17 protein-coding genes are annotated in these 17,944 nt (G+C 73.7%); 9 read left to right on the top strand and 8 right to left on the bottom strand.

Features of this window, described 5'->3' with window-relative positions; translation table 11 throughout:
* The first annotated feature begins 332 nt into the window (after window positions 1-332).
* The 3 genes from IT780_RS03850 to IT780_RS42535 all read left to right on the top strand — a co-directional run bounded on the left by IT780_RS03850 (window position 333) and on the right by IT780_RS42535 (window position 5,120).
* A complete protein-coding gene (locus IT780_RS03850; RefSeq protein WP_199509947.1) occupies window positions 333-1,202 on the top strand; it encodes an IniB N-terminal domain-containing protein in 870 nt (289 codons plus the stop codon).
* A 68-nt stretch (window positions 1,203-1,270) separates the two neighbouring features.
* Window positions 1,271-3,226 (top strand): dynamin family protein, encoded by a 1,956-nt coding sequence (locus IT780_RS03845; RefSeq protein WP_199509946.1) that lies wholly within the window; start codon window positions 1,271-1,273, stop codon window positions 3,224-3,226.
* 442 nt (window positions 3,227-3,668) lie between these two features.
* Window positions 3,669-5,120 carry a GTPase gene (locus IT780_RS42535; protein WP_199509945.1) on the top strand — a complete coding sequence of 484 codons (1,452 nt, stop codon included), beginning with the start codon at window positions 3,669-3,671 and terminating at the stop codon, window positions 5,118-5,120.
* Between the two features lie 55 nt (window positions 5,121-5,175).
* Here IT780_RS42535 and IT780_RS03835 read toward each other — a convergent pair whose 3' ends face one another.
* Together IT780_RS03835 and IT780_RS03830 are read right to left on the bottom strand one after the other, a co-directional pair.
* Window positions 5,176-6,420 carry a saccharopine dehydrogenase family protein gene (locus tag IT780_RS03835; RefSeq protein WP_199509944.1) on the bottom strand — a complete coding sequence of 415 codons (1,245 nt, stop codon included), beginning with the start codon at window positions 6,418-6,420 and terminating at the stop codon, window positions 5,176-5,178.
* A gap of 39 nt (window positions 6,421-6,459) precedes the next feature.
* The gene (locus tag IT780_RS03830) at window positions 6,460-6,990 is read right to left on the bottom strand and encodes a GNAT family N-acetyltransferase (RefSeq protein ID WP_199509943.1); all 531 of its coding nucleotides are present in this window, start codon (window positions 6,988-6,990) and stop codon (window positions 6,460-6,462) included.
* Between the two features lie 102 nt (window positions 6,991-7,092).
* On the opposite strand from IT780_RS03830, the gene IT780_RS03825 reads away from it, so the two are divergent.
* Window positions 7,093-7,827 carry a carbon-nitrogen hydrolase family protein gene (locus IT780_RS03825; RefSeq protein WP_233412073.1) on the top strand — a complete coding sequence of 245 codons (735 nt, stop codon included), beginning with the start codon at window positions 7,093-7,095 and terminating at the stop codon, window positions 7,825-7,827.
* Here IT780_RS03825 and IT780_RS03820 read toward each other — a convergent pair.
* From IT780_RS03820 to IT780_RS03810, 3 genes are all read right to left on the bottom strand, one after another.
* Window positions 7,779-8,618: a formate/nitrite transporter family protein gene (locus IT780_RS03820; RefSeq protein ID WP_199509942.1), complete on the bottom strand. Its 840-nt coding sequence runs from the start codon at window positions 8,616-8,618 to the stop codon at window positions 7,779-7,781. The two genes, IT780_RS03825 and IT780_RS03820, sit on opposite strands and share 49 nt — an antisense overlap.
* A 59-nt stretch (window positions 8,619-8,677) precedes the next feature.
* A complete protein-coding gene (locus IT780_RS03815) occupies window positions 8,678-9,256 on the bottom strand; it encodes a maleylpyruvate isomerase N-terminal domain-containing protein (protein WP_233412072.1) in 579 nt (192 codons plus the stop codon).
* Between the two features lie 179 nt (window positions 9,257-9,435).
* The gene (locus IT780_RS03810; RefSeq protein ID WP_199509941.1) at window positions 9,436-10,506 is read right to left on the bottom strand and encodes a lytic polysaccharide monooxygenase auxiliary activity family 9 protein; all 1,071 of its coding nucleotides are present in this window, start codon (window positions 10,504-10,506) and stop codon (window positions 9,436-9,438) included.
* A gap of 232 nt (window positions 10,507-10,738) precedes the next feature.
* On the opposite strand from IT780_RS03810, the gene IT780_RS03805 reads away from it, so the two are divergent.
* The gene (locus IT780_RS03805; RefSeq protein ID WP_199509940.1) at window positions 10,739-10,942 is read left to right on the top strand and encodes a hypothetical protein; all 204 of its coding nucleotides are present in this window, start codon (window positions 10,739-10,741) and stop codon (window positions 10,940-10,942) included.
* 47 nt (window positions 10,943-10,989) lie between these two features.
* On the opposite strand, the gene IT780_RS03800 is transcribed toward IT780_RS03805, so the two are convergent.
* Window positions 10,990-11,832 (bottom strand): hypothetical protein, encoded by an 843-nt coding sequence (locus IT780_RS03800; protein ID WP_199509939.1) that lies wholly within the window; start codon window positions 11,830-11,832, stop codon window positions 10,990-10,992.
* A 109-nt stretch (window positions 11,833-11,941) separates the two neighbouring features.
* Between IT780_RS03800 and IT780_RS03795 the strand changes: the two genes are divergently transcribed.
* The 3 genes from IT780_RS03795 (at window position 11,942) to IT780_RS03785 (ending at window position 14,283) form a co-directional block, all read left to right on the top strand.
* Window positions 11,942-12,322, top strand: coding sequence for a VOC family protein (locus IT780_RS03795; protein WP_199509938.1), 381 nt, complete (start codon window positions 11,942-11,944; stop codon window positions 12,320-12,322).
* Window positions 12,319-12,729, top strand: a complete 411-nt coding sequence (locus tag IT780_RS03790) for a hypothetical protein (protein WP_199509937.1) — start codon at window positions 12,319-12,321, stop codon at window positions 12,727-12,729. The genes IT780_RS03795 and IT780_RS03790 overlap by 4 nt, the downstream gene beginning before the upstream one ends.
* Window positions 12,730-12,816: 87 nt before the next feature.
* Window positions 12,817-14,283, top strand: a complete 1,467-nt coding sequence (locus IT780_RS03785; RefSeq protein ID WP_233412071.1) for an amino acid permease — start codon at window positions 12,817-12,819, stop codon at window positions 14,281-14,283.
* Here the strand turns inward: IT780_RS03785 and IT780_RS03780 are convergent.
* Window positions 14,264-14,788, bottom strand: coding sequence for a hypothetical protein (locus IT780_RS03780; RefSeq protein WP_199509935.1), 525 nt, complete (start codon window positions 14,786-14,788; stop codon window positions 14,264-14,266). The two genes, IT780_RS03785 and IT780_RS03780, sit on opposite strands and share 20 nt — an antisense overlap.
* A 149-nt stretch (window positions 14,789-14,937) precedes the next feature.
* Between IT780_RS03780 and IT780_RS03775 the strand changes: the two genes are divergently transcribed.
* The gene (locus tag IT780_RS03775) at window positions 14,938-16,734 is read left to right on the top strand and encodes a thiamine pyrophosphate-requiring protein (protein WP_199509934.1); all 1,797 of its coding nucleotides are present in this window, start codon (window positions 14,938-14,940) and stop codon (window positions 16,732-16,734) included.
* Here the strand turns inward: IT780_RS03775 and IT780_RS03770 are convergent.
* Window positions 16,731-17,933: a hypothetical protein gene (locus IT780_RS03770; RefSeq protein WP_233412070.1), complete on the bottom strand. Its 1,203-nt coding sequence runs from the start codon at window positions 17,931-17,933 to the stop codon at window positions 16,731-16,733. The two genes, IT780_RS03775 and IT780_RS03770, sit on opposite strands and share 4 nt — an antisense overlap.
* Window positions 17,934-17,944 lie beyond the last annotated feature (11 nt).

The raw sequence follows: 17,944 nt of genomic DNA, 5'->3' as shown, positions 1-17,944 counted from the left end.
CTTTCCGCCTCCGGTGTCCGGCACCGATGGCGATCAATGGTGGGTGGGCAGAACCCTAACGTTCGTACCAGACCGGGCATCGAAGATCGTCCCCCAACTTCGCCCCTGTGGATTCCCCTAAGCCCCTAACGCTGCCCGGTGGGGAAACACCCTGTGGCGACCATCAGGAGGGGGTGTGCGCCCCGATGCCCCCGGAGCGCTCCGATCTCTACCGTGGGCCCACGCCGGGTGACGATCCGGCCTCCCGACGCGGCCCCGACCCCGCCGGCCGCGGACGGACACGACCCAGAGACCAGCACGACTCACAGACCACCACGTAGGAGCAGGCCACCATGGATTCTTCCCCGACGTTGCAGGACTTCGTCCTCAACCTGATCTACGACCCGGTCGCGCGCTCGGCCTTCGAGCACGACCCCGAGGGCGTGCTGCAGGACGCCGGGCTCGAGGACGTCACCGCTGCCGACGTGCAGGAGGTCATCCCGCTCGTCGTCGACTTCGCCCCGCTCGCCGACGTCGCCGCCGTCACCGCACCGCTCGGCGTCTCCGAGGTCACCAGCGGCGTGGCCGATGTGGACGTCACGGGCGCCGTGACCCACCTGCAGCTCATCACCGCCCAGCTGTCGGCCGCGCACCCCGCCACCGCCACCGAGCTGTCCGTGGCCGGTGCCGGCACGGTCGTGGTCGCCGGCGACGGCCTGCTGCCGCAGGTCGCCGCCGTGAACGTCGTCGGCGTCGAGCAGGTCGTCACGGTCCCCACGCCCAGCGTGCCGGCCGTGGACGACGCCCTGTCGGTCGTGCACGACCCGGGTCTCGGCCTCGACGCCGGCGTTTCGGCGTCGACCGGCGTAGCGGCGACCGTCGTCACGGACAGCGACCACCTGATCGCGTCGACCGGTGTCGACGCGGGCGCCACCCTGGACACCACCGTCCACAGCGTCACGGGCGTGACCTCGGCGATCGACGTCGCCCACGTCACGGACCTTGACGTGGCGCACCTCGACCCGGCAGTCTCTTCGGTCGTCGGCTCGGTGACCGGTTCCGACCCGCTCGGTGGTGTTTCGCACGATGCGGTGCACAGCGTCACCGGGATCGCCGACGGGGCCACCCACACGGTGGGCGGCCTGGTCGACGGGCTGGGACACCACACCGCGCCGGACGCCGGCCACGACGCGCACGGCGCCGTGACCGACCTGCTCTTCTGAGCACCGCGGGTCGGGCCTGACCGGCCGGCGCAGGCCAGGCCATGACTCGGATGCGAGGGACAGCAACGATGCAACGCTGGGAGATGGGGGCAACGGCGCCGGTCGCCCCCATCTCACCGGTGCAGGCCGACGGCCGCGGTGACCTCCGTCCCGCGGCGCAGACGGCGCTCTGGCTGGACGTGCTCGACGCGACCATCCAGATGAGCGCCGCGCACCACCGCGGCGATCTGCAGGAGTGGCTGTCGGGCCGGCGGGCCCAGCTGTTGCACCCGCAGCTGCGGGTGCTGGTCACGGGCGCGGCCGGCCAGGGCAAGAGCCACCTGGTCAACGCCCTCATCAACGCGCCGGTATGCCCGGTTGCCGGCGCCTCGCCCGCCGCGATCGCCACCGTCGTCCGGCACGGCGACACACCGACCGCCCAGCTCGTCACGCGGGCGGGTCCCACCGCGTCGTGGACGGAGCCACCCGGGCCGCACGGGCGGATCGACCTGCCGACGGAACGGCTGCCCGACGCCCTCGCCGAGGCTGTGCTCGCCCAGCCGCCGGCCGCCGCGCCGCTCCTGCACGCCGAGGTCGGGGTCCCGCGGGCGCTGCTCGCCTCCGGCCTCGTGCTCATCGACACCCCGGCCCTGCCCGGCCTGCCCGACGACGGCCGTGACGCCGTGGCCGACCTGCGGGGACTGGTCACCTACGCGTGCGCCGACCTGGTGCTCTTCACCTGCGAGGCGACCCGCGAGGTCACCACCGCGGAGGTCGACGTCCTGGCCGACCTCGCCCGGCTGTACCCGCACGTGCTCGTGGCGCTCACCAAGACCGACGTCGCCCCGCGCTGGCGCGACACCCTGGCGCACACCCGCGACCGGCTGACCGCCGCGGGCGTACCGGCCACCGTCATCGCCCTGTCCAGCACCCTGCGTGAGCACGCCGTCCGCTCCGGCAGCCATCCGCTCAACGACGAGTCCGGCTACCCGCACCTGATCAACCACCTCCAGCACTCGGTGAGCACCAAACAGGACGACTTCGCCCGCGCCACCGTCTCGCTGATCGCCCGCCTCGTCGCCGAGCGCATCGCCAAGCCGCTCCGCGCCGACCTGCGGCACAGCGCCGAGCCCTCCGACGCGGTGGCCCAGCTGCACGACGCCCAGCGGCGGCTCGAGGACCTGCGCCGCATCACCACCCGGTGGCAGAACTGCCTGGCCGACGAGACCGGCGACCTCATGTCCGACATCGAGCACGACCTGCGCGAGCGCACCCGCGCGGTGCTGGCCGAGGCCGAGAAGACGCTGGACACCGTGGACCCGGCGGACGGCTGGGACGAGTTCGAGCCGTGGCTGCGCCAGGCGGTGCAGGACGCGGCGGAGTCCAGCTTCGCCTGGCTGGCCGAGCGCGGTGAATGGCTGGCCCACCGCGTGGCCGAGCAGTTCCCCGAGTACGCCGACCAGATCGTGCCACCCTGGATCGCCGGCACTGTCGACGAGGTCCCGGACCGCTCGGGCAACCTCGACGCCCCGCCGGTCGAGCGCTTCACGACCACGCAGAAGCTGTTCACCGGGCTGCGCGGCTCGTACGGCGGCATCCTCATGGTCGGCCTCGCCACCAGCCTCGCCGGCATGTCGCTGATCAACCCTATCTCCATCGGCGGCGGCGCGATCTTCGGCGGCCGCACGATCCGCGAGGAGAGCAAGTCGCTGCTCAAACGCCGTCAGGCCACCGCGAAACTCGCGGTGCAGCGGCACGTCGACCAGATCTTCGTGGGCCTCGCCAAGGACGCCAAGGATTCGGTACGCCGCCTGCAGCGCACCCTGCGGGACCACTACAGCGGCGTCACCGAGGACATCCACGAGGCCATCATGGAGTCGCTGCGCAGCGCCAAGGCGGAGGCCGACCGTGAGCTGGCCGCCCGCGCCCAGCGCGCCCGGCGCATCGAGCACGAGCTCGACCGCCTCGCCGAGCTCTACACCCAGGCCGTCGCGCTCGCCCCGGCCCGCAACCCCGCAATCGCGCCCGGATCGGCACCCGCATGACCGGCCCCGCGCGGCCCGGCGCGAACAGAGGCACCGTCTGGCCCTGCGAGGCCCGAGCCCCTGCGCGGCCCGGTAGGGACAGAGCTGGCGTAGCGGGCCTCGCGCGGCGTGGCCGGGATGTGGCTGGCCTGACGGACCCGCCCCGGTGCGGCCGGGACGGGTGCGGCGTGAGGCACCCGGCTCGACGCGACAGGGCCAGGGCCGGCGTGACGGGCTCCGCGTGGCGTGGCGGGGGAGGGCCCGGGATGACGAGCCCCGCGGGGCGTGACGGGGGAGGGCCCGGGATGACGGGGCCCGCGGGTCGTGGCCGGGTCGTGGCCGGCGTGACGGGACCTGCGTGGCGTGGCGGGGACCCCGCCGTGACGCACCCCGCGTGGCGCGGCCGGGGCGGGGCCGGCGTGTCGGTGCCGGGAGGCGCGGATGTTGCCCGGGCGGCGTCGGCGTGACGGGGACGGGGGATCTGCCGGCCCGCGTTCATGACCTGCTCGCCGAGGCGATCCGGATCTACCATGGCAACCCGGCGGCGCAGGCGTGGCTGTACCGGCAGGCCGAGCGGTTCGCCGGCCCGTTGCGGCTCGCCGTCACCGGTACCCCGGGCGCGGGGAAGTCCACGCTGGTCAACGCGCTGGTCGGGCAGGGCGTCGCGCTGTCGACGGATGGGGACGGCGGCCACCGGACGTGGTATTCGGACGGGCCGCAGCCGCGGGCGCAGGTTCGTCCGCTGCGGGGTGCGCCGTACGAGGTGCCGTTGCACCGCGACGACCATGGGTTGCGGGTCGTCGGCGTACCCGGGGATGTGCTGGAGATTCTCGTCGAGTGGCCGAGCCGGTCGTTGCGGCACACGCACCTGCTGGACACGCCCGGCCTGAGCGCCTCCGATGCCGGATGGGCGGCTGCCGGCGAGCTGTGGCAGGAAGCCGATGCCGTGCTGTTCCTCAGCCGTACGCTCGCCGCCGCCGACCTCGGCCGGGTGCCGCCGGTGCGGGGTGGATGGGCGGCGGCGACCGCGGCGCTGCACGTGGTCGCCGTGCTGTCGCGGGCCGACGAGACCGCCGGGGGGCGGGTCGACGCGCTGCTGGCCGCGAAGCAGATCGCCCGCCGGCGGCGGCGGGAGCCGGACCTGACCGTGGTGTGCCAGGATGCGCTGGCGGTGTCGGGTCTCGTCGGGTACGCCGCCCGCACGCTGCGGCAGGACGAGTTCGACGCCGTGGCCGGGCTGAGCACCCTGCCGCGCGCGGAGCTCGAGCCGTACCTGCTGTCCGTGGACCGGTTCCGCGCGGCCGGCACCGCCGTCGCCCCGCCCGCGGATCGCCGGGAGCGGCTGCTCGACCGGCTCGGGCTGACCGGGATCCGGCTGGCCACGACGCTGGTACGGTCCGGGGCGCACGACACGGCGGCGCTTGCCGAGGCGTTGCTGCGGCACAGCGGGCTGGCCGAGCTGCAGACCGCCGTCGCGGACCTGTTCTCGGCGCGGCGGGACGTGCTGAAGTCGCGGGTCGCGCTGCTGGCCGTGGAGCATCTCGCGCACCGGGAGCCGGGGCCGCAATCGGCGTACCTGCTGGGCCAGGTGGAGCGGGTGGTCGCTGGGGCGCACGAGTTCGAGGAGTTGCGCCTGCTGGCGGCGCTGCGGACCCGCCGTGCGGGCCTGCCGGGCGACCTGGCGGTGGAGGCGCGGCGGCTCGCCGGCGGGGACGGGCCCACCGTGTTCGAGCGGCTCGGCGTGCCGGCGGAAACCCCGCCCGAGCACCTGTGGGCGCACGCCGAGGCGGCCGCGGAGCGGTGGCGGCACGAGGCGCAGGAGGCCGGTCCGGACAGCCGCCGGGCCGCGCAGGTGGTGGTGCAGAGCTGCGAGGGCATGCTGCAGCAGCTCACCGAGGGCATCCCCGCCGCATAAGGCGGGCGGAGGACGGCCCGGCGGTCAGGAAATCGCCGGGCGGGGGCGGCCCGGGTTACCGGGTGGGGGTGCCGGTCAGGGCGCGGGCCGTGATCTCGACGCCTGCTGCCCGGAGCCGGTTCACCAGCGCGTCCCCGAGGCCCGTCGCGGGCGTCAGCACCCCGCCCTCCGATTCGGGCAGCGCCTCCCGGTCGTGGATGAGCGCCAGCGCCGCCTCGCCGAGCATCAGGGCCGTGGCCGCGTACCCGGGATCGCCTTTGGCCCGGAAGCGGGCCGTGTAGCGCGCCCCCGTCGTGGTGCGGGTGAAGATGTCCACCGTGAAGTGTCCTTCCCGGCGGGTGCGTTCGCTCGGCCCCTCGCCGGGCTTGGGCAGCACCCGGTCCAGCACGAAGCGGGTGGGTGGCAGCCGCAGGCCCAGCACCAGCGCGCCCATTCCGGCTTTCATGCCGGCGGCCAGCACCGGTGACAGCGGTGACGTGCCGGTGCTCATCGCCTCGCGGTAGCGGAAGGTGCGGCCGTACGCGTACCCGCGCAAGGCGTTGCTGCGCCGCACGACGCGGGTGTTGTAGGACGCCATGATGAAGGGCGCCAGGTTGCCTCGCAGCGACGGGTCGACCTGGTCGCCGCGCAGCGTCACCAGGTCGTCCTGGCGGCCGAGGTCCGGTTCCGCGGTGCGGTCGGGGGTCAGCGAGTACGGGCTCGCCGCGATCCGCCGCAGCTCGCGGTCCTTGGCCACGGTGTCGAGCTGGTGCCGCATGGAGTCGATGGTGCCGCCGCTGAACCCGCCGCGCAGGGCGGTCACCACCAGCGTGGTGTCGGTCAGCTCGCCGGCGCCGTCGGCCGCCGCCTGGGCGTGCAGGACGTGGACGCCGATGTCGGACGGGATGGAGTCGAAGCCGCACGAGTGGATGATGCGGGCGCCGGTGCTGCGGGCCAGGTCGTGGTTGTCGTCGATGCTGCGGCGGACGAACAGGACCTCGCCGGTGAGGTCGACGTAGTCGGTGCCCGCGGCGGCGCAGGCGTGGACGAGGGCGCGGCCGTGTTTCGCGTACGGGCCGACGGTCGAGATCACGACCCGGGTGGCGGCGGCGAGGTCGGCGAGGGCGGCTTCGTCGGAGGCGTCGGCAACGATGACCGGCCACTGCACGCCCAGCCGGCGGCGTACGTGCTCGAGCCGCTCGGCGGACCGCCCGGCCAGCGCGATGCGGGTCTGCTCGGGTGCGTGCCCGGCCAGATACTCCGCGACCAGCGCGCCGACGAATCCCGTGGCGCCGTAGACGACGATGTCGTGTGCCCTCATGCGCATCGATTCTGCGGCATGGCACCGCGACGCGCGATCTCAGCGGAGCCCGACGCAGTCGTACTCCCAGAACGTGGCGGAATAGACCAGTGTGCCCGTCATCCACGGCTCGTACGCGGGCAGCCGCACGACCTGGAACGCCGCGTCCGGGATCCGCAGCGACGGTTTGCGGAACCCGTGCTCGCCGCCCGGTGTGAAGCCGAGCCGCGAGTAGTACGCCGGGTCGCCCTCGAGGAACAGCAGCGGCGCCCCGCCTGCCGCCACGGCCTCGATCGCGGCGCCGACCAGCGCGGAGCCGGTGCCCTGCCGCTGGTGCCCGGGCAGCACGGCGAGCGGGCTGAGCACCTGCACGTCCACCAGCCGCGGCGGCGCGTCGAGCAGGCTGCGGGTGCACATCACGTGCCCGGTCACCCGGTCGCCGTCCACCGCGACCAGCGACAGCGCCTCCGGGTCGTCGCGGCGCAGGCCGTCGACGAGGGCGGCCACCACCGCGCCCTGGTCGCCGAACGCGCGGCGGTTGACCTCCAGTACGGCCTCGTGGTCCCCGGGCTCTTCGCGGCGTATCTGCATGGCGCGGACCGTAGGCGGCCACGGGGGCGCGGGCCAGCGATTTACGGCGCCTCGCGTACGCTGCCGGTCGGATCGAGCCCGTCGCAGACCCGCGGAGAACCGTTGCGCATCGCCGTCGCCCAGCCCCCGGTCGTCGCGTACGACGTCGCGGCCAACGCCGCCACCCACGCGCGGGTGGTCCGTACGGCCGGGGCGCGGCTGGTGGTGTTCCCGGAGTTGTCGCTCACCGGCTACAACCTCGACGCGCCTCCCGTCGACCCGGGTGATTCCCGGCTCGCGCCGATCGTGGCGGCGTGCGCGGACGCCGGCGCGTACGCCCTCGCAGGTGCGCCGGTGCGGGAGGCCGAGGGCAGCGAGCACATCGCGTTGCTGCTCGTCGACGGTTCCGGGGTGACGGTGGCGTACCGGAAGATCCACCTGCATCCGCCGGAGGACGACCGGTTCGCGCCGGGCGGCGAGCACGTCGTGCTGCCCCTCGACGGCCTCCGGCTCGGCCTGGCGATCTGCCGGGACGCGTCGATCCCGGAGCACGCCGCCGCCACGGTCGCGGCGGGCGCCGAGGTGTACGTCGCCACCACGCTCAACTCGCCGGAGGATCCGCGCGACGAGCGGATGGTGGGCCGGGCGACGGCGAACGGCGTACCCGTGGTGCTGTCGTGCGGTGCCGGGCCCGACGGGCCGCTGGTGGGCGCGGGTGGTTCCGGGTTCTGGCGGCCGGACGGCTCGGTGATCGCCCAGGCCGGGCCCGGGCCGGGCGAGGTGGTCGTCGCCGAGCTGCCGGCGGGTCGTCAGGTGAGCTCGCGCGGCTTCTCCTCGGAGGGCTCGTCGCGCAGGTAGAGGTACCAGTACGACGTCGCGACGAAGACGACCGCGCCGACGAGGTTGCCGACGAACGCCAGCGCCCAGTTGCGCAGGGTGTCGTCCCAGCCGAGGCCGGGCACCCCGGCGAAGATCGCGGCCGGGAGGAAGAACATGTTGGCGACGACGTGGTCGAAGCCCATCGCGACGAACGCCATGATGGGGAAGAAGATGGCCAGGATCTTGCCCGACACGTTGTCCGCGGCGAGCGAGATCCAGACGGCGAGGCAGACCAGCCAGTTGCAGCCGACCGCGCGCAGGAAGATCTGCCAGTTGCTCTCGTGCACGCCCTTGGCCTGGGCGATCGCGGCGAGCCGGTCGTAGGTCATCGCCCCGGAGGTGCCCGCGTCGCTGCCGACGTGGCCGATGACGCCGGTCTGCACGGCGAGGAAGAACGCCACGAAGACGGCGCCGGCCACGTTGCCGATCAGCACGAGGGTGAAGTTCGTGGCGATGTCGCGCCAGGTGAGCCGGCCCTGCATGGCGCCGATCGGCACGAGCAGCATGTTGCCGGTCAGCAGGTGCGAGCCGGCGATGAGGACCAGCACCAGGCCCAGGGTGAACGCCGCCCCGGTGAAGAGCGTGGGCAGGCTGCCCCACGTCTTCGTGTCCAGACCGGACGACACGGAGATGGCCACGAGCCCACCGAAGGCGATGTACGCGCCGGCGAGGAACGACCCGACCAGGGTCTTGTCCCACCGCAGGTCGGCCTTCTTCACCCCGGTCGCCACCGCGGCGTGGGCGATCTCGGCGGGTTCCTTCGTCGCCATCGGGCCCTCCCTGACTACCGGACGCTGAGTAGGCATCCGGTTACCCCGCTGCGGATCGCCTAGTCATCGATGGCCGCGACGAGCTTCCAGGAGGTGCGGCGGGGTCGGCCGGGCAGGGCGATCCGGCCGGTGCACCACAGCAGCACGGGTGCGGGATCGCCGGCCGGGGCGTCGGGGAACAGCCGGTCCAGCACCCGGGCGGCGAGATCGTCCGGGGGGAGCCAGGCGATGCCGAGGCCCTGGCTGAGGTCGTACGTGTGCACCAGCGTCTCGTTCACGCCGAGCGCGGCGAATCCCGAGGCGTCGGTGGGTCCCCAGTGCCAGGCCCGGGCGTCCGGGGGTGCCGCGGACAAACCGGTGGCCAGCAGGTGCCCGGCGGCGCCGATGATGTCGAGGATGTCGTCCGGCGGGGTGCCCGGCCGGACCCGCAGGTCCAGCGGGAGGTAGCGGCGCGGCTCGCACGACGCGAGCTGCATCGCGTACGCCGTGAGATCGTGCGCGACGTGGGCGGCGGTGGTCCAGCAGGTCCAGGTCAGGGAGCCGGCCGGGACGTCCCAGTCGCCCGATGCGTACGGGGTCAGCACCCGCCGCAGTTCCTGCACGGCCTGCTCGACGTGCCGTCCGGTGATCGGGGTCATGGCGGCAGTGTGACAGGGGAGTGGGGGACGAGGAGGGCGCCTCGTCCCCCGGGGACGGTGTGGGTTAGGGAGCCGGATCGCGCGGTACGTGCGTGGTGGTCTCCTCGTATCTCGGACGGATGGTCATGGGAGCGCTCCCATCGACGAATGTAACAGTCTTCACACGGCTGTGACAGAGGTCAGGTGGTGGCGGTACAGGTGAGGGTGGGGGTGCCCGGGGTTCCCGAGCCGACGAAGCCGAAGGTCGTCTTCGCTCCCGCGCCCACCGACCCGTTGTACGACGCGTTGGACGCCGTCACGGTGGTCCCGGACGCGCTGACCGTGGCGTTCCACGAGTTCGCCACCGTCTGGGCGGAGCCGTACCCGAGGGTCACCCGCCACGACTTGATCGCCGTCGAGCCGGCCGTCACGGTGACGTCGGCCTGGTAGCCGCCCTGCCACTGCCCGGTCTGCGCGTAGGTCGCGGTGCACCCGGCCGACGAGCCCGGCGGCGTGGTGGGCGGGGTCGTCGGCGGGGTCGTGGGCGGCGTGGTCGGGGGCGTGGTCGGCGGGGTCGTGCCGGTGCCGCCGAACGACACGTCGCTGCAGAAGTAGTACGACTGGTCGAGGTGGCTGGCCTGCCAGATCGTGTACACCATGGCCCGTCCCGTACGCCCGGACAGCGCGACCGGGACGTCGATCGCCACGCCGCCGGTGGCCGGGGTCCAGCGCGACGCCGGGGTGTTGCCGATCTGGCTCACGAGGTCCAGGTCCGACCACTTCAGCGCCTGGGTCACGGGGTTGAAGCCGGGCTTGGTGACGTACACCCGGATGTAGTCGGCGCCGTGGCTGGCACCGTCGAAGAGGTGGACGTTGAAGCTGTTGCCGACCGTGGTGGGCGTCCAGTCGCCGACGGTGTCCATCGCGTTGTAGCGGCCGTTCTGCGTGTGCCCGGCGCTGCAGAGCTGGCCGTCGGGGATGGCGGCCTGATGGTTGCCGGCGACGCCCTCGCGGAACAGGCCGTTCCAGTTCCACATGGCGTTCGGGTCGGCCTGCCACGCCTGCCAGCACATCGGGTCCTGGGTGGCCATGGCCGGGTCCTGGAACTTGCTGCCCCACCGTTCGTAACAGCTGTAGTTGCGGGAGGCGGGTCCGGTGACGTTGCCGTGCGCGGCGGCGGGAGCCGACGGCATGACCACGGCGAGCGTCCCAGCGGCCAGCAGGCCGGCGAGGGCGCTGATGAGAAGTCGTGCGCGGAGGAATGAGGACATGCGGGCTCAGCACTCCTGAACTGGAGATGGGGGGTTCGGGGGAGGACGGGGACTGCCCTGGTCGCCCGTCGCCGCGCGGCTCCGGCGGCTGTGCCGCACCCAGCCTCGCCACCTGATCCACAAAAGTCAATGTCCGGAACTTCCGATCCCCCGTCCGGGCGGGGATGGGCGGGGCCCGGACGGGGTAAGCACCTCCCGGAGACACACCCTGCTCACCCTGGAGACGGACACCATGCTCTTCGCACTCGTACGCCGATACGTCCTGATGGCCATCGCCGTCCCGCTCGCCGCCGCGGGCGCCCGCAAGCTCAGCGACGTGGTGGAGGCCAAGCGCGGCCCGAACCGCGGCACCCGCCTGCTGCGCAAGGGCGCCGACACCCTGCAGGGCCAGTTCGGGCGCCAGAAGAAGCGCCGTCGCTTCGCCTTCGGCCGCTGACCGGACCGGTACGCACCCGGGACACGTGCCCGGGTGCGTACGCCGGCTCAACTCACGGTCACCAGCGGAGCCGCGGGACGCCGTACGGTCGTACGGTTCTGAGCCTGGTCGGTCAGGACGACCCGGGCGACCCGCCACGTGCCGGCCGGGACGACCACCGGGACGGAACAGTCGACGTGGTCGAAGACGTCCTCGATGAGGCTGTCGGTGCCGCAGGTCAGGTGCCGTCCGTCGAAGGCCACCGCGAACCCCGACTCCACCCGGTGCCCGCGCGGCCCGGCCAGGATCAGCCGCCCCTTCCAGAAGCCGGCCTGCAGGTCGCTGACCGTGACCCGGTACGTCACCGTTGCGCCGGAGCCGGGATCCACGACCTCCGGCGACTGACCCGGCCAGAGGCCCACCTCGTGGAACACCGGCCGGACCGAGTCGACCAGCTGCGTGACACCGACCTCCGCGCCCTCGAGTGCGGCGCCCTCCAGCGCGAGGTCGCCGGCGTAGCCGTCGCGGGCGGTGAGCTTCACCGGCCGCCAGACCGCGGTGCCGGTGGCGCCGTACTGCGGCACGGACAGCGGGACGCCGATCGTGACCGGGCCGCCGCCCGACACGCCCGCGTCGTACGGGACGAAGGTGTCCGGGCCGATCTGCCGGCCGCCGGCGAACTGGGCGTACCAGACGGCGCCGCTGATCTCCGACGCAGCCGGGTCCGCGCCGGTGACGGTGAAGCGCAGCTCGACCAGGGCCGGGGCCTGCCGCACGTCCACGTGCTCCGTGCTGAACGAGATGTCCGAGACGGTCAGGGCCGCCGCCGCGCCGGCCGGTGCCGGTATCGCCGCGACGACTGCCGCCGCGGTCATCCCCGCCACGCGCAGGCGGGTGAGTATGGCTCTCACAATGGTTCCTCCCCGTTGACGTTGCTGGACCTGCACCGGTCCACATGCGAGCGTAGGGACGGACGCCCGCCCGCGGTGTCCGCCAACCGACGGCACCAGGAGTCCCGCCTTGTCAACACCTGACGCGTACGTCAGCGTTCGTTACCTCGTCGACGACGTCCCGGCCGCCGTCGAGTTCTACACGTCCCTGCTCGGGTTCGAGATCCTCAGCAACCCCGCGCCGGCCGCCTTCGCCGACGTGACCCGCGGCCCGCTGCGCCTCCTGCTGTCCGGGGCGGCCAGCTCGGGCGCTCGCGCCACCCCGGACGACCTGTCGGCGCCCGGCCGCAATCGCATCCACCTCGTCGTCGACGACCTGGACGCCGAGATCGAGCGGCTGCGTGCCGCCGGCGTGACGTTTCGCAGCGACGAGGTCGCCGGGCCCGGCGGACGACAGATCCTGATCGCCGACCCCGCGGGGAACCTGGTCGAGCTGTTCCAGCCCCGGTGACGGCATCCGGTACGGCCCTGCTGGCGGCGACCGCGGTTCATCTCGGCTTCCAGGCCACCGTGACGGTGCTCGTCTATCCGGCGCTGGCCCGGGCCGGCGCCGACCGGTGGCCGGAGGCCCACCGCGCCCACACCCGCGCGATCACCCCGCTGGTCGCCCTGATCTACGGCGGGCTGGTCGCGGCCGGCTGCTGGGCGCTGCTCACCGGCCCCGGCCCGTGGACGTGGGTGGCGCTGGCCGCCACGGCCGCCGCAGCGCTGGTCACAGCCTTCGCCGCCGCTCCCGCGCACCAGCGTCTCGGCGCCGGTCACGACCCGCGGCGGATCGCGGGGCTGCTCCGCGCCGACCGGGCCCGGCTCGCGGCCGCGCTGGTCGCGGCGTCCGCCGCGGTGATCGCCACGGCATGACCCGCCCCGGACGTTACGGCGGTGTCCGGCAGGGGTACACCGGCCGCGCCGGAGGCGCCGCGGGACAAGGGAGACGACGTGTCGGTCATGCGTACCAAACCCATCGAGGACGTCCTCGCCCAGAGCGGTGACGAGCAGGACGGCGGCACCCGCCGGCTGCGGCGCCGCCTCGGCCCGGTCGACCTCATGGGATTCGGCATCGGCATCGTCATCGGTACGGGCATCTTCACGCTCACCGGCATCGAGGCCCGCGACCACGCCGGACCGGCCGTCATCGTCTCGTTCGTCCTCGCCGGGGTGGCCAGCCTGCTCGCCGCCCTGTGCTACGCCGAGCTGGCCTCCAGCGTGCCGACCGCCGGCAGCGCCTACACGTACGCGTACGCCACCATGGGCGAGATCATCGCGTGGATCATCGGCTGGGACCTGGTGCTCGAGTTCGCGCTGGGCGCGGCCGTGGTGGCCCGGGGCTGGTCGGGGTACCTCGCCGAGCTGCTGCACCTGCCCGCCGCGCTCTTCGGCGAGTCCAGCACCGTCAACGTGGGTGCCATCCTCATCACCGTGCTGCTCGGCGCCGTCGCGACCGTCGGCATCCGGCAGTCGTCGCGGGTCACCAACGTGCTCGTCGTGGTGAAGGTGTCCATCTGCGTCTTCGTGGTCATCGCCGGCGCGTTCTTCGTCAAGGCCGCCAACCTGACCCCGTTCGTACCGCCCGCCCGGCCGGTGGACGACGACACCTCCGGGCTGGCCCAGCCGCTGTCGCAGGCCCTGTTCGGCATCGAGCCGTCCATGTTCGGCATCGCCGGCGTGCTCACTGCGGCGGCCGTCGTGTTCTTCGCGTACACCGGGTTCGAGGCCGTCGCCAACCTCGGCGAGGAGACCCGCAAGCCCCGCCGCGACCTGCCGCTCGCGCTCTTCGGCACGCTCGGCGTCTCGGCGCTGCTGTACGTCCTCGTGTCGTTCGTGGTGGTCGGCATGGTCGACTACCGGCAGATCGACCCGGGCGCGCCCATCGCCTCCGCCTTCTCCGCCGTCGGCGCCGGCTGGGCCTCCTCGCTCGTGTCGATCGCCGCGGTGGCCGGGCTGACCAGCGTCATCCTCGTCGACATCGTCGCCATCGGCCGCATCGGCTTCGCCATGTCCCGCGACCGTCTCCTCCCGCCGGCCGCGGGCGCCGTGCACCCCCGCTGGGGCACCCCGTACCGGATCACCATCGTGGTCACCGCCGGCGTCGCGCTGCTCGCGGGCCTCGTCCCGCTGTCGTCGCTGGCGAACCTGGTCAGCATCGGCACCCTGTTCGCCTTCGTGATCGTCTCGGTGGCCGTACCGATCCTGCGGCGCACCCGCCCGGGCATGGACCGGCCGTTCCGGGTGCCGTTCTCGCCGGTGCTGCCGGCGGTATCGGCGCTCGCCTGCCTCTACCTGATGACCAACCTGTCGGTGGAGACCTGGCTGCGCTTCCTCGCCTGGCTGGTCATCGGCCTGGCCATCTACCTCGGGTACGGCCGCCGCCGCAGCCGCGTGGGCGAACGCGAGGTCACTTCCAGTACGCGTTGATCTCCTGGCGCTGCTTCTTGAGGCCTTCGAGCCGCGTCCGGGCCTCCTTGACGTCGCCGTCCGGGACGCTCGCCGGGTCCTTGAGGAAGCGGCCCTTGAGGTCGAGGAGGTCGCCGTACAGGTGGCCGTACTCGGAGGCGAGGCGCCGGGCGGTTCCCGCGTTCTCGTTCCACCGGTAGATGCCGGGCAGGAAGCCGAGAACGGCGCTCGTCAGCGCCGCGAGGGCCACCGCCGCCTGGGCCCACCACGCGGAGCTGCGCTGCAGCACGGTCCAGATCGCGAGGCCGGTCAGCGCCGCGAGCGTGTTCGACAGCGCCGTCAGCAGGTTGGCCTTGAACTGCAGGTGGTTCGCGTACAGCGGCAGTCCCCGGGCGTTGTCCCTGGCGTCCTCGGCCATGGCCTCCACCAGCGGTGGGACGAGCAGGGTGGCGGCACTGGCGGGTCCGCTCCCGGAGGGAAGCCGCCGCAAAAGGGCGGTGACAGTCGCTGCGATCCCGGACTTCATGTGACCTCCCGCTGGACGCCGCTGCCCTGACTCTCCCCCTGCCGTGGCCGGCCGCCACAGGGCATCTCGGCTCTGTCCGACGGGAAGATTCGCACGTTTACCGCCGTGCGCGGGGGTATGTCGGGGGTGACTCCCGCGGAAGGATGACCATGGCCGAGCGCACCGTGTCGGATCTGCTGGTGGAACGCCTGGCGCAGTGGGGCGTCGACCGGGTCTTCGGGTATTCCGGCGACGGGGTCGACCCCGTGATGGGTGCGCTGCGCCGGGCCGGGAAGCCCGAGTTCGTGCAGGCCCGGCACGAGGAGGCGGCGGCGTTCATGGCCGTCGGGCACGCCAAGTACGCCGGCGGCGTCGGGGTCTGCCTGTCGACCCAGGGGCCCGGGGCCGTCCACCTGCTCAACGGCCTCTACGACGCCAAGCTCGACAGCAAGCCCGTCGTCGCGATCGTCGGGCAGCAGGCGTCCACCGTGCTGGGCAGCGCGTACCAGCAGGAGATCGATCTTGTGCGGCTGTTCGGGGACGTGTGCGCGCAGTTCGTGCAGGCCGCGTACACGCCGGAGCAGGTGCCGATGCTGCTGGACCGGGCGTTCCGGGCCGCGCTGGCCACGCGCAGCCCGACCTGCGTGATCCTGCCGCACGACGTGCAGTCCGCGCCCGCGCCGGACCCGCACGCGCACGCGCACGGTGTGATGGTCACCAGCCCGGGGCTGCGGCCCGCCCATGTCGTACCGCGCGAGGAGGACCTTCGCGAGGCAGCTGAGGTGCTCACGGCCGGCGAGCGGGTCGCGATCATGGTGGGGCAGGGGGCGTACGGGGCGGCCGACGCGATCGTGGAGCTCGCCGACCGGCTGGGCGCGGGCGTGACCGCGTCGCTGCTCGGCAAGCCCGTGCTGGACGAGGCGCTGCCGTTCCACACCGGCGTCATGGGGCATCTGGGTACCACCGCCAGCGCCGAGCTGATGCGGGGCTGCGACACGTTGCTGCTCATCGGCACGAACGACCCGTGGACCGAGTTCTATCCGAAGCCGGGGCAGGCCAGAGCCGTCCAGATCGACATCGACGGGCGGCGGCTGGGCGTACGGTATCCGGTCGACGTGCCGTTGCTCGGCGACGCCGCGGAGACCGTGCGGGCGCTGCTCGACGTGGTGCCGCCCCAGGCCGGCCGGGCCTGGCGTGACCAGGTCGAGTCGTGGGTACGCCGCTGGCACGAGATCGCCGGGTCCCGGGCCGCCGCCCCGGCCGAGCCGCTCAACCCGCAGTACGCGGTCCGCGCGCTCTCCGGCCGCCTGCCCGCCGACGCGCAGGTCGCCGTCGATGTCGGCTCGGTCGTCTACTGGTATGCCCGGCACCTGCGGCTGCCGCGGGGTGTCCCGGCGCACCTGTCGAGCACGCTGGCCTCGATGGGGTGCGGGCTGCCGTACGGCCTCGCTGCCAAGCTCGCCGCCCCCGGCCGTCCGCAGGTGGTGCTGACGGGGGACGGCGCGATGCAGATGACCGGCCTGGCCGAGCTGGTGACGGTGGCCGCCCGGTGGCGTGACTGGGCCGACCCGCGGTTCGTGGTGTGCGTGCTGAACAACCAGGATCTCGCCGAGGTCAGCTGGGAGCAGCGCGAGATGGAGGGTGAGCCCCGGTTCGCCACCTCGCAGCGGCTGCCGGACGTCCCGTACGCCCGCTACGCCGAACTGCTCGGCCTCCGCGGCCTGCGGGTCACGTCACCGCAGGAGCTGGACGCCGCCTGGGACGAGGCGCTGGCCGCCGACCGGCCCGTGGTGATCGACGCCGTGGTGGACCCGGCGGTCCCGCTGCTCCCACCGGGGCAGCCGGCCGAGAAGGTGCGGGGCATGTACGCGGGCCTCGCCGCCGAGGACGGCCCGCTGGCCCGGCGTGCGGAAGCGCACCTGCGGCGTGAACGGGCGGACGAGGGCTACGACGACCCGGCGGGTTAAGCGACCCCGGGTGTCTCCGGCCGGGATCCGGCCGGCGCCGACAGGTCGATGCGCCAGCTGTTGCGGCCGTTGCTGTCGACCAGCTCCACGTGGCTGATCTCCACCGGCCGGCGCGGCCCCGGCACCTCCGGCCCGCCCGCGCGGACGCCGTCGTCGCGGGTCTCGATGACGAGCTCGTCGCCGGCCGGCGGGGCCAGGCCGGCGCCGGGCCGGGCCGGGACGTCCCATTCCGCCGGGAGCTGCGCCACGGCCGCGCGGAACGCCTCCCGCACCGTGCGGGCGTCGCGCGCGGACGGATCGAGCGGGCACAGGTACGCGGCGAGCGCCGCGCCGAGGCCGTCGTGGCCGCGTACGGCCTCCTGGCAGGCGGGCATCGTGGCGATGCGGTGCACGGTGCTGCTCTCGTGGCAGAAGTACACGAGCCGGCCCAGGAATCCCGGCCTGACCTGCGGACCGGCCAGGTGCAGCGGCTCGGCGGCCAGGGACCAGCCGTGCCGGCGGGCCTCGGCGACGACCGCCCGGCGCCGGGCGTCGTCCTGGGGCGCGGCCATCAGGGCGGCGATCGCGCGCCGGACCTCCTCGTCGAGGAGAACCCGGCCGAGCGGCGGCGCGGACGCCTCGCCGCGGGCGACGAAACGGTTGATCCACACCGTACGGTCGTCGTCGGCCCGGCCCGAACCGGAGAGCCGGATGCGGTCGTCGACGGCGGCCAGCAGGGCGCTCCGCCGCCCGGTGGCGTCCAGGTCGCCGAGGTCGCAGCCGTCGAGGTCCAGGTCGCGGTGGCCCGGGCCGATCGGGTCACCGGCCAGCGTGATCCGCGGCGCGGCCAGGACGCCACCGCCGGGGCCGGCGTCCACCTCGGCGTGGATGTCGGCGAGCGGGCGGATCACCGACCGGGCGATCTGTTCGCGCAGCGCCGGCAGCTCCCGGTCGGTGACGGCGGCCAGGAAGAACGGCCACAGCAGGAACGGGACGGGCTCGCCGGTGACGATGCGGTGCCACTCCGGCGTGGAGTCCTGGAACGCGTCGGCGGCGGCCGCCTCCGGGGAGATCTTCTCGGTACGCCAGAACTCGTCGGCCGTCTCGCCGGTGGCGCCGCGCCGCACGGTGCGGTGCAGCAGCAGCCAGCCGCCCGCGGGACCGTGCGGGACCCAGACGAACCGCGTGGTGACGGTCTTCGGCCCGCTGCCCGGGTTCATCCGGTCTCCTT

The sequence above is a fragment of the Nucisporomicrobium flavum genome, from assembly GCF_016464385.1.
GTDB lineage: Bacteria > Actinomycetota > Actinomycetes > Mycobacteriales > Micromonosporaceae > Actinoplanes > Actinoplanes flavus_A.
The sequence above is the reverse complement of the archived record's forward strand: the minus strand, read 5'-3'. Positions and strand labels throughout refer to the sequence as shown.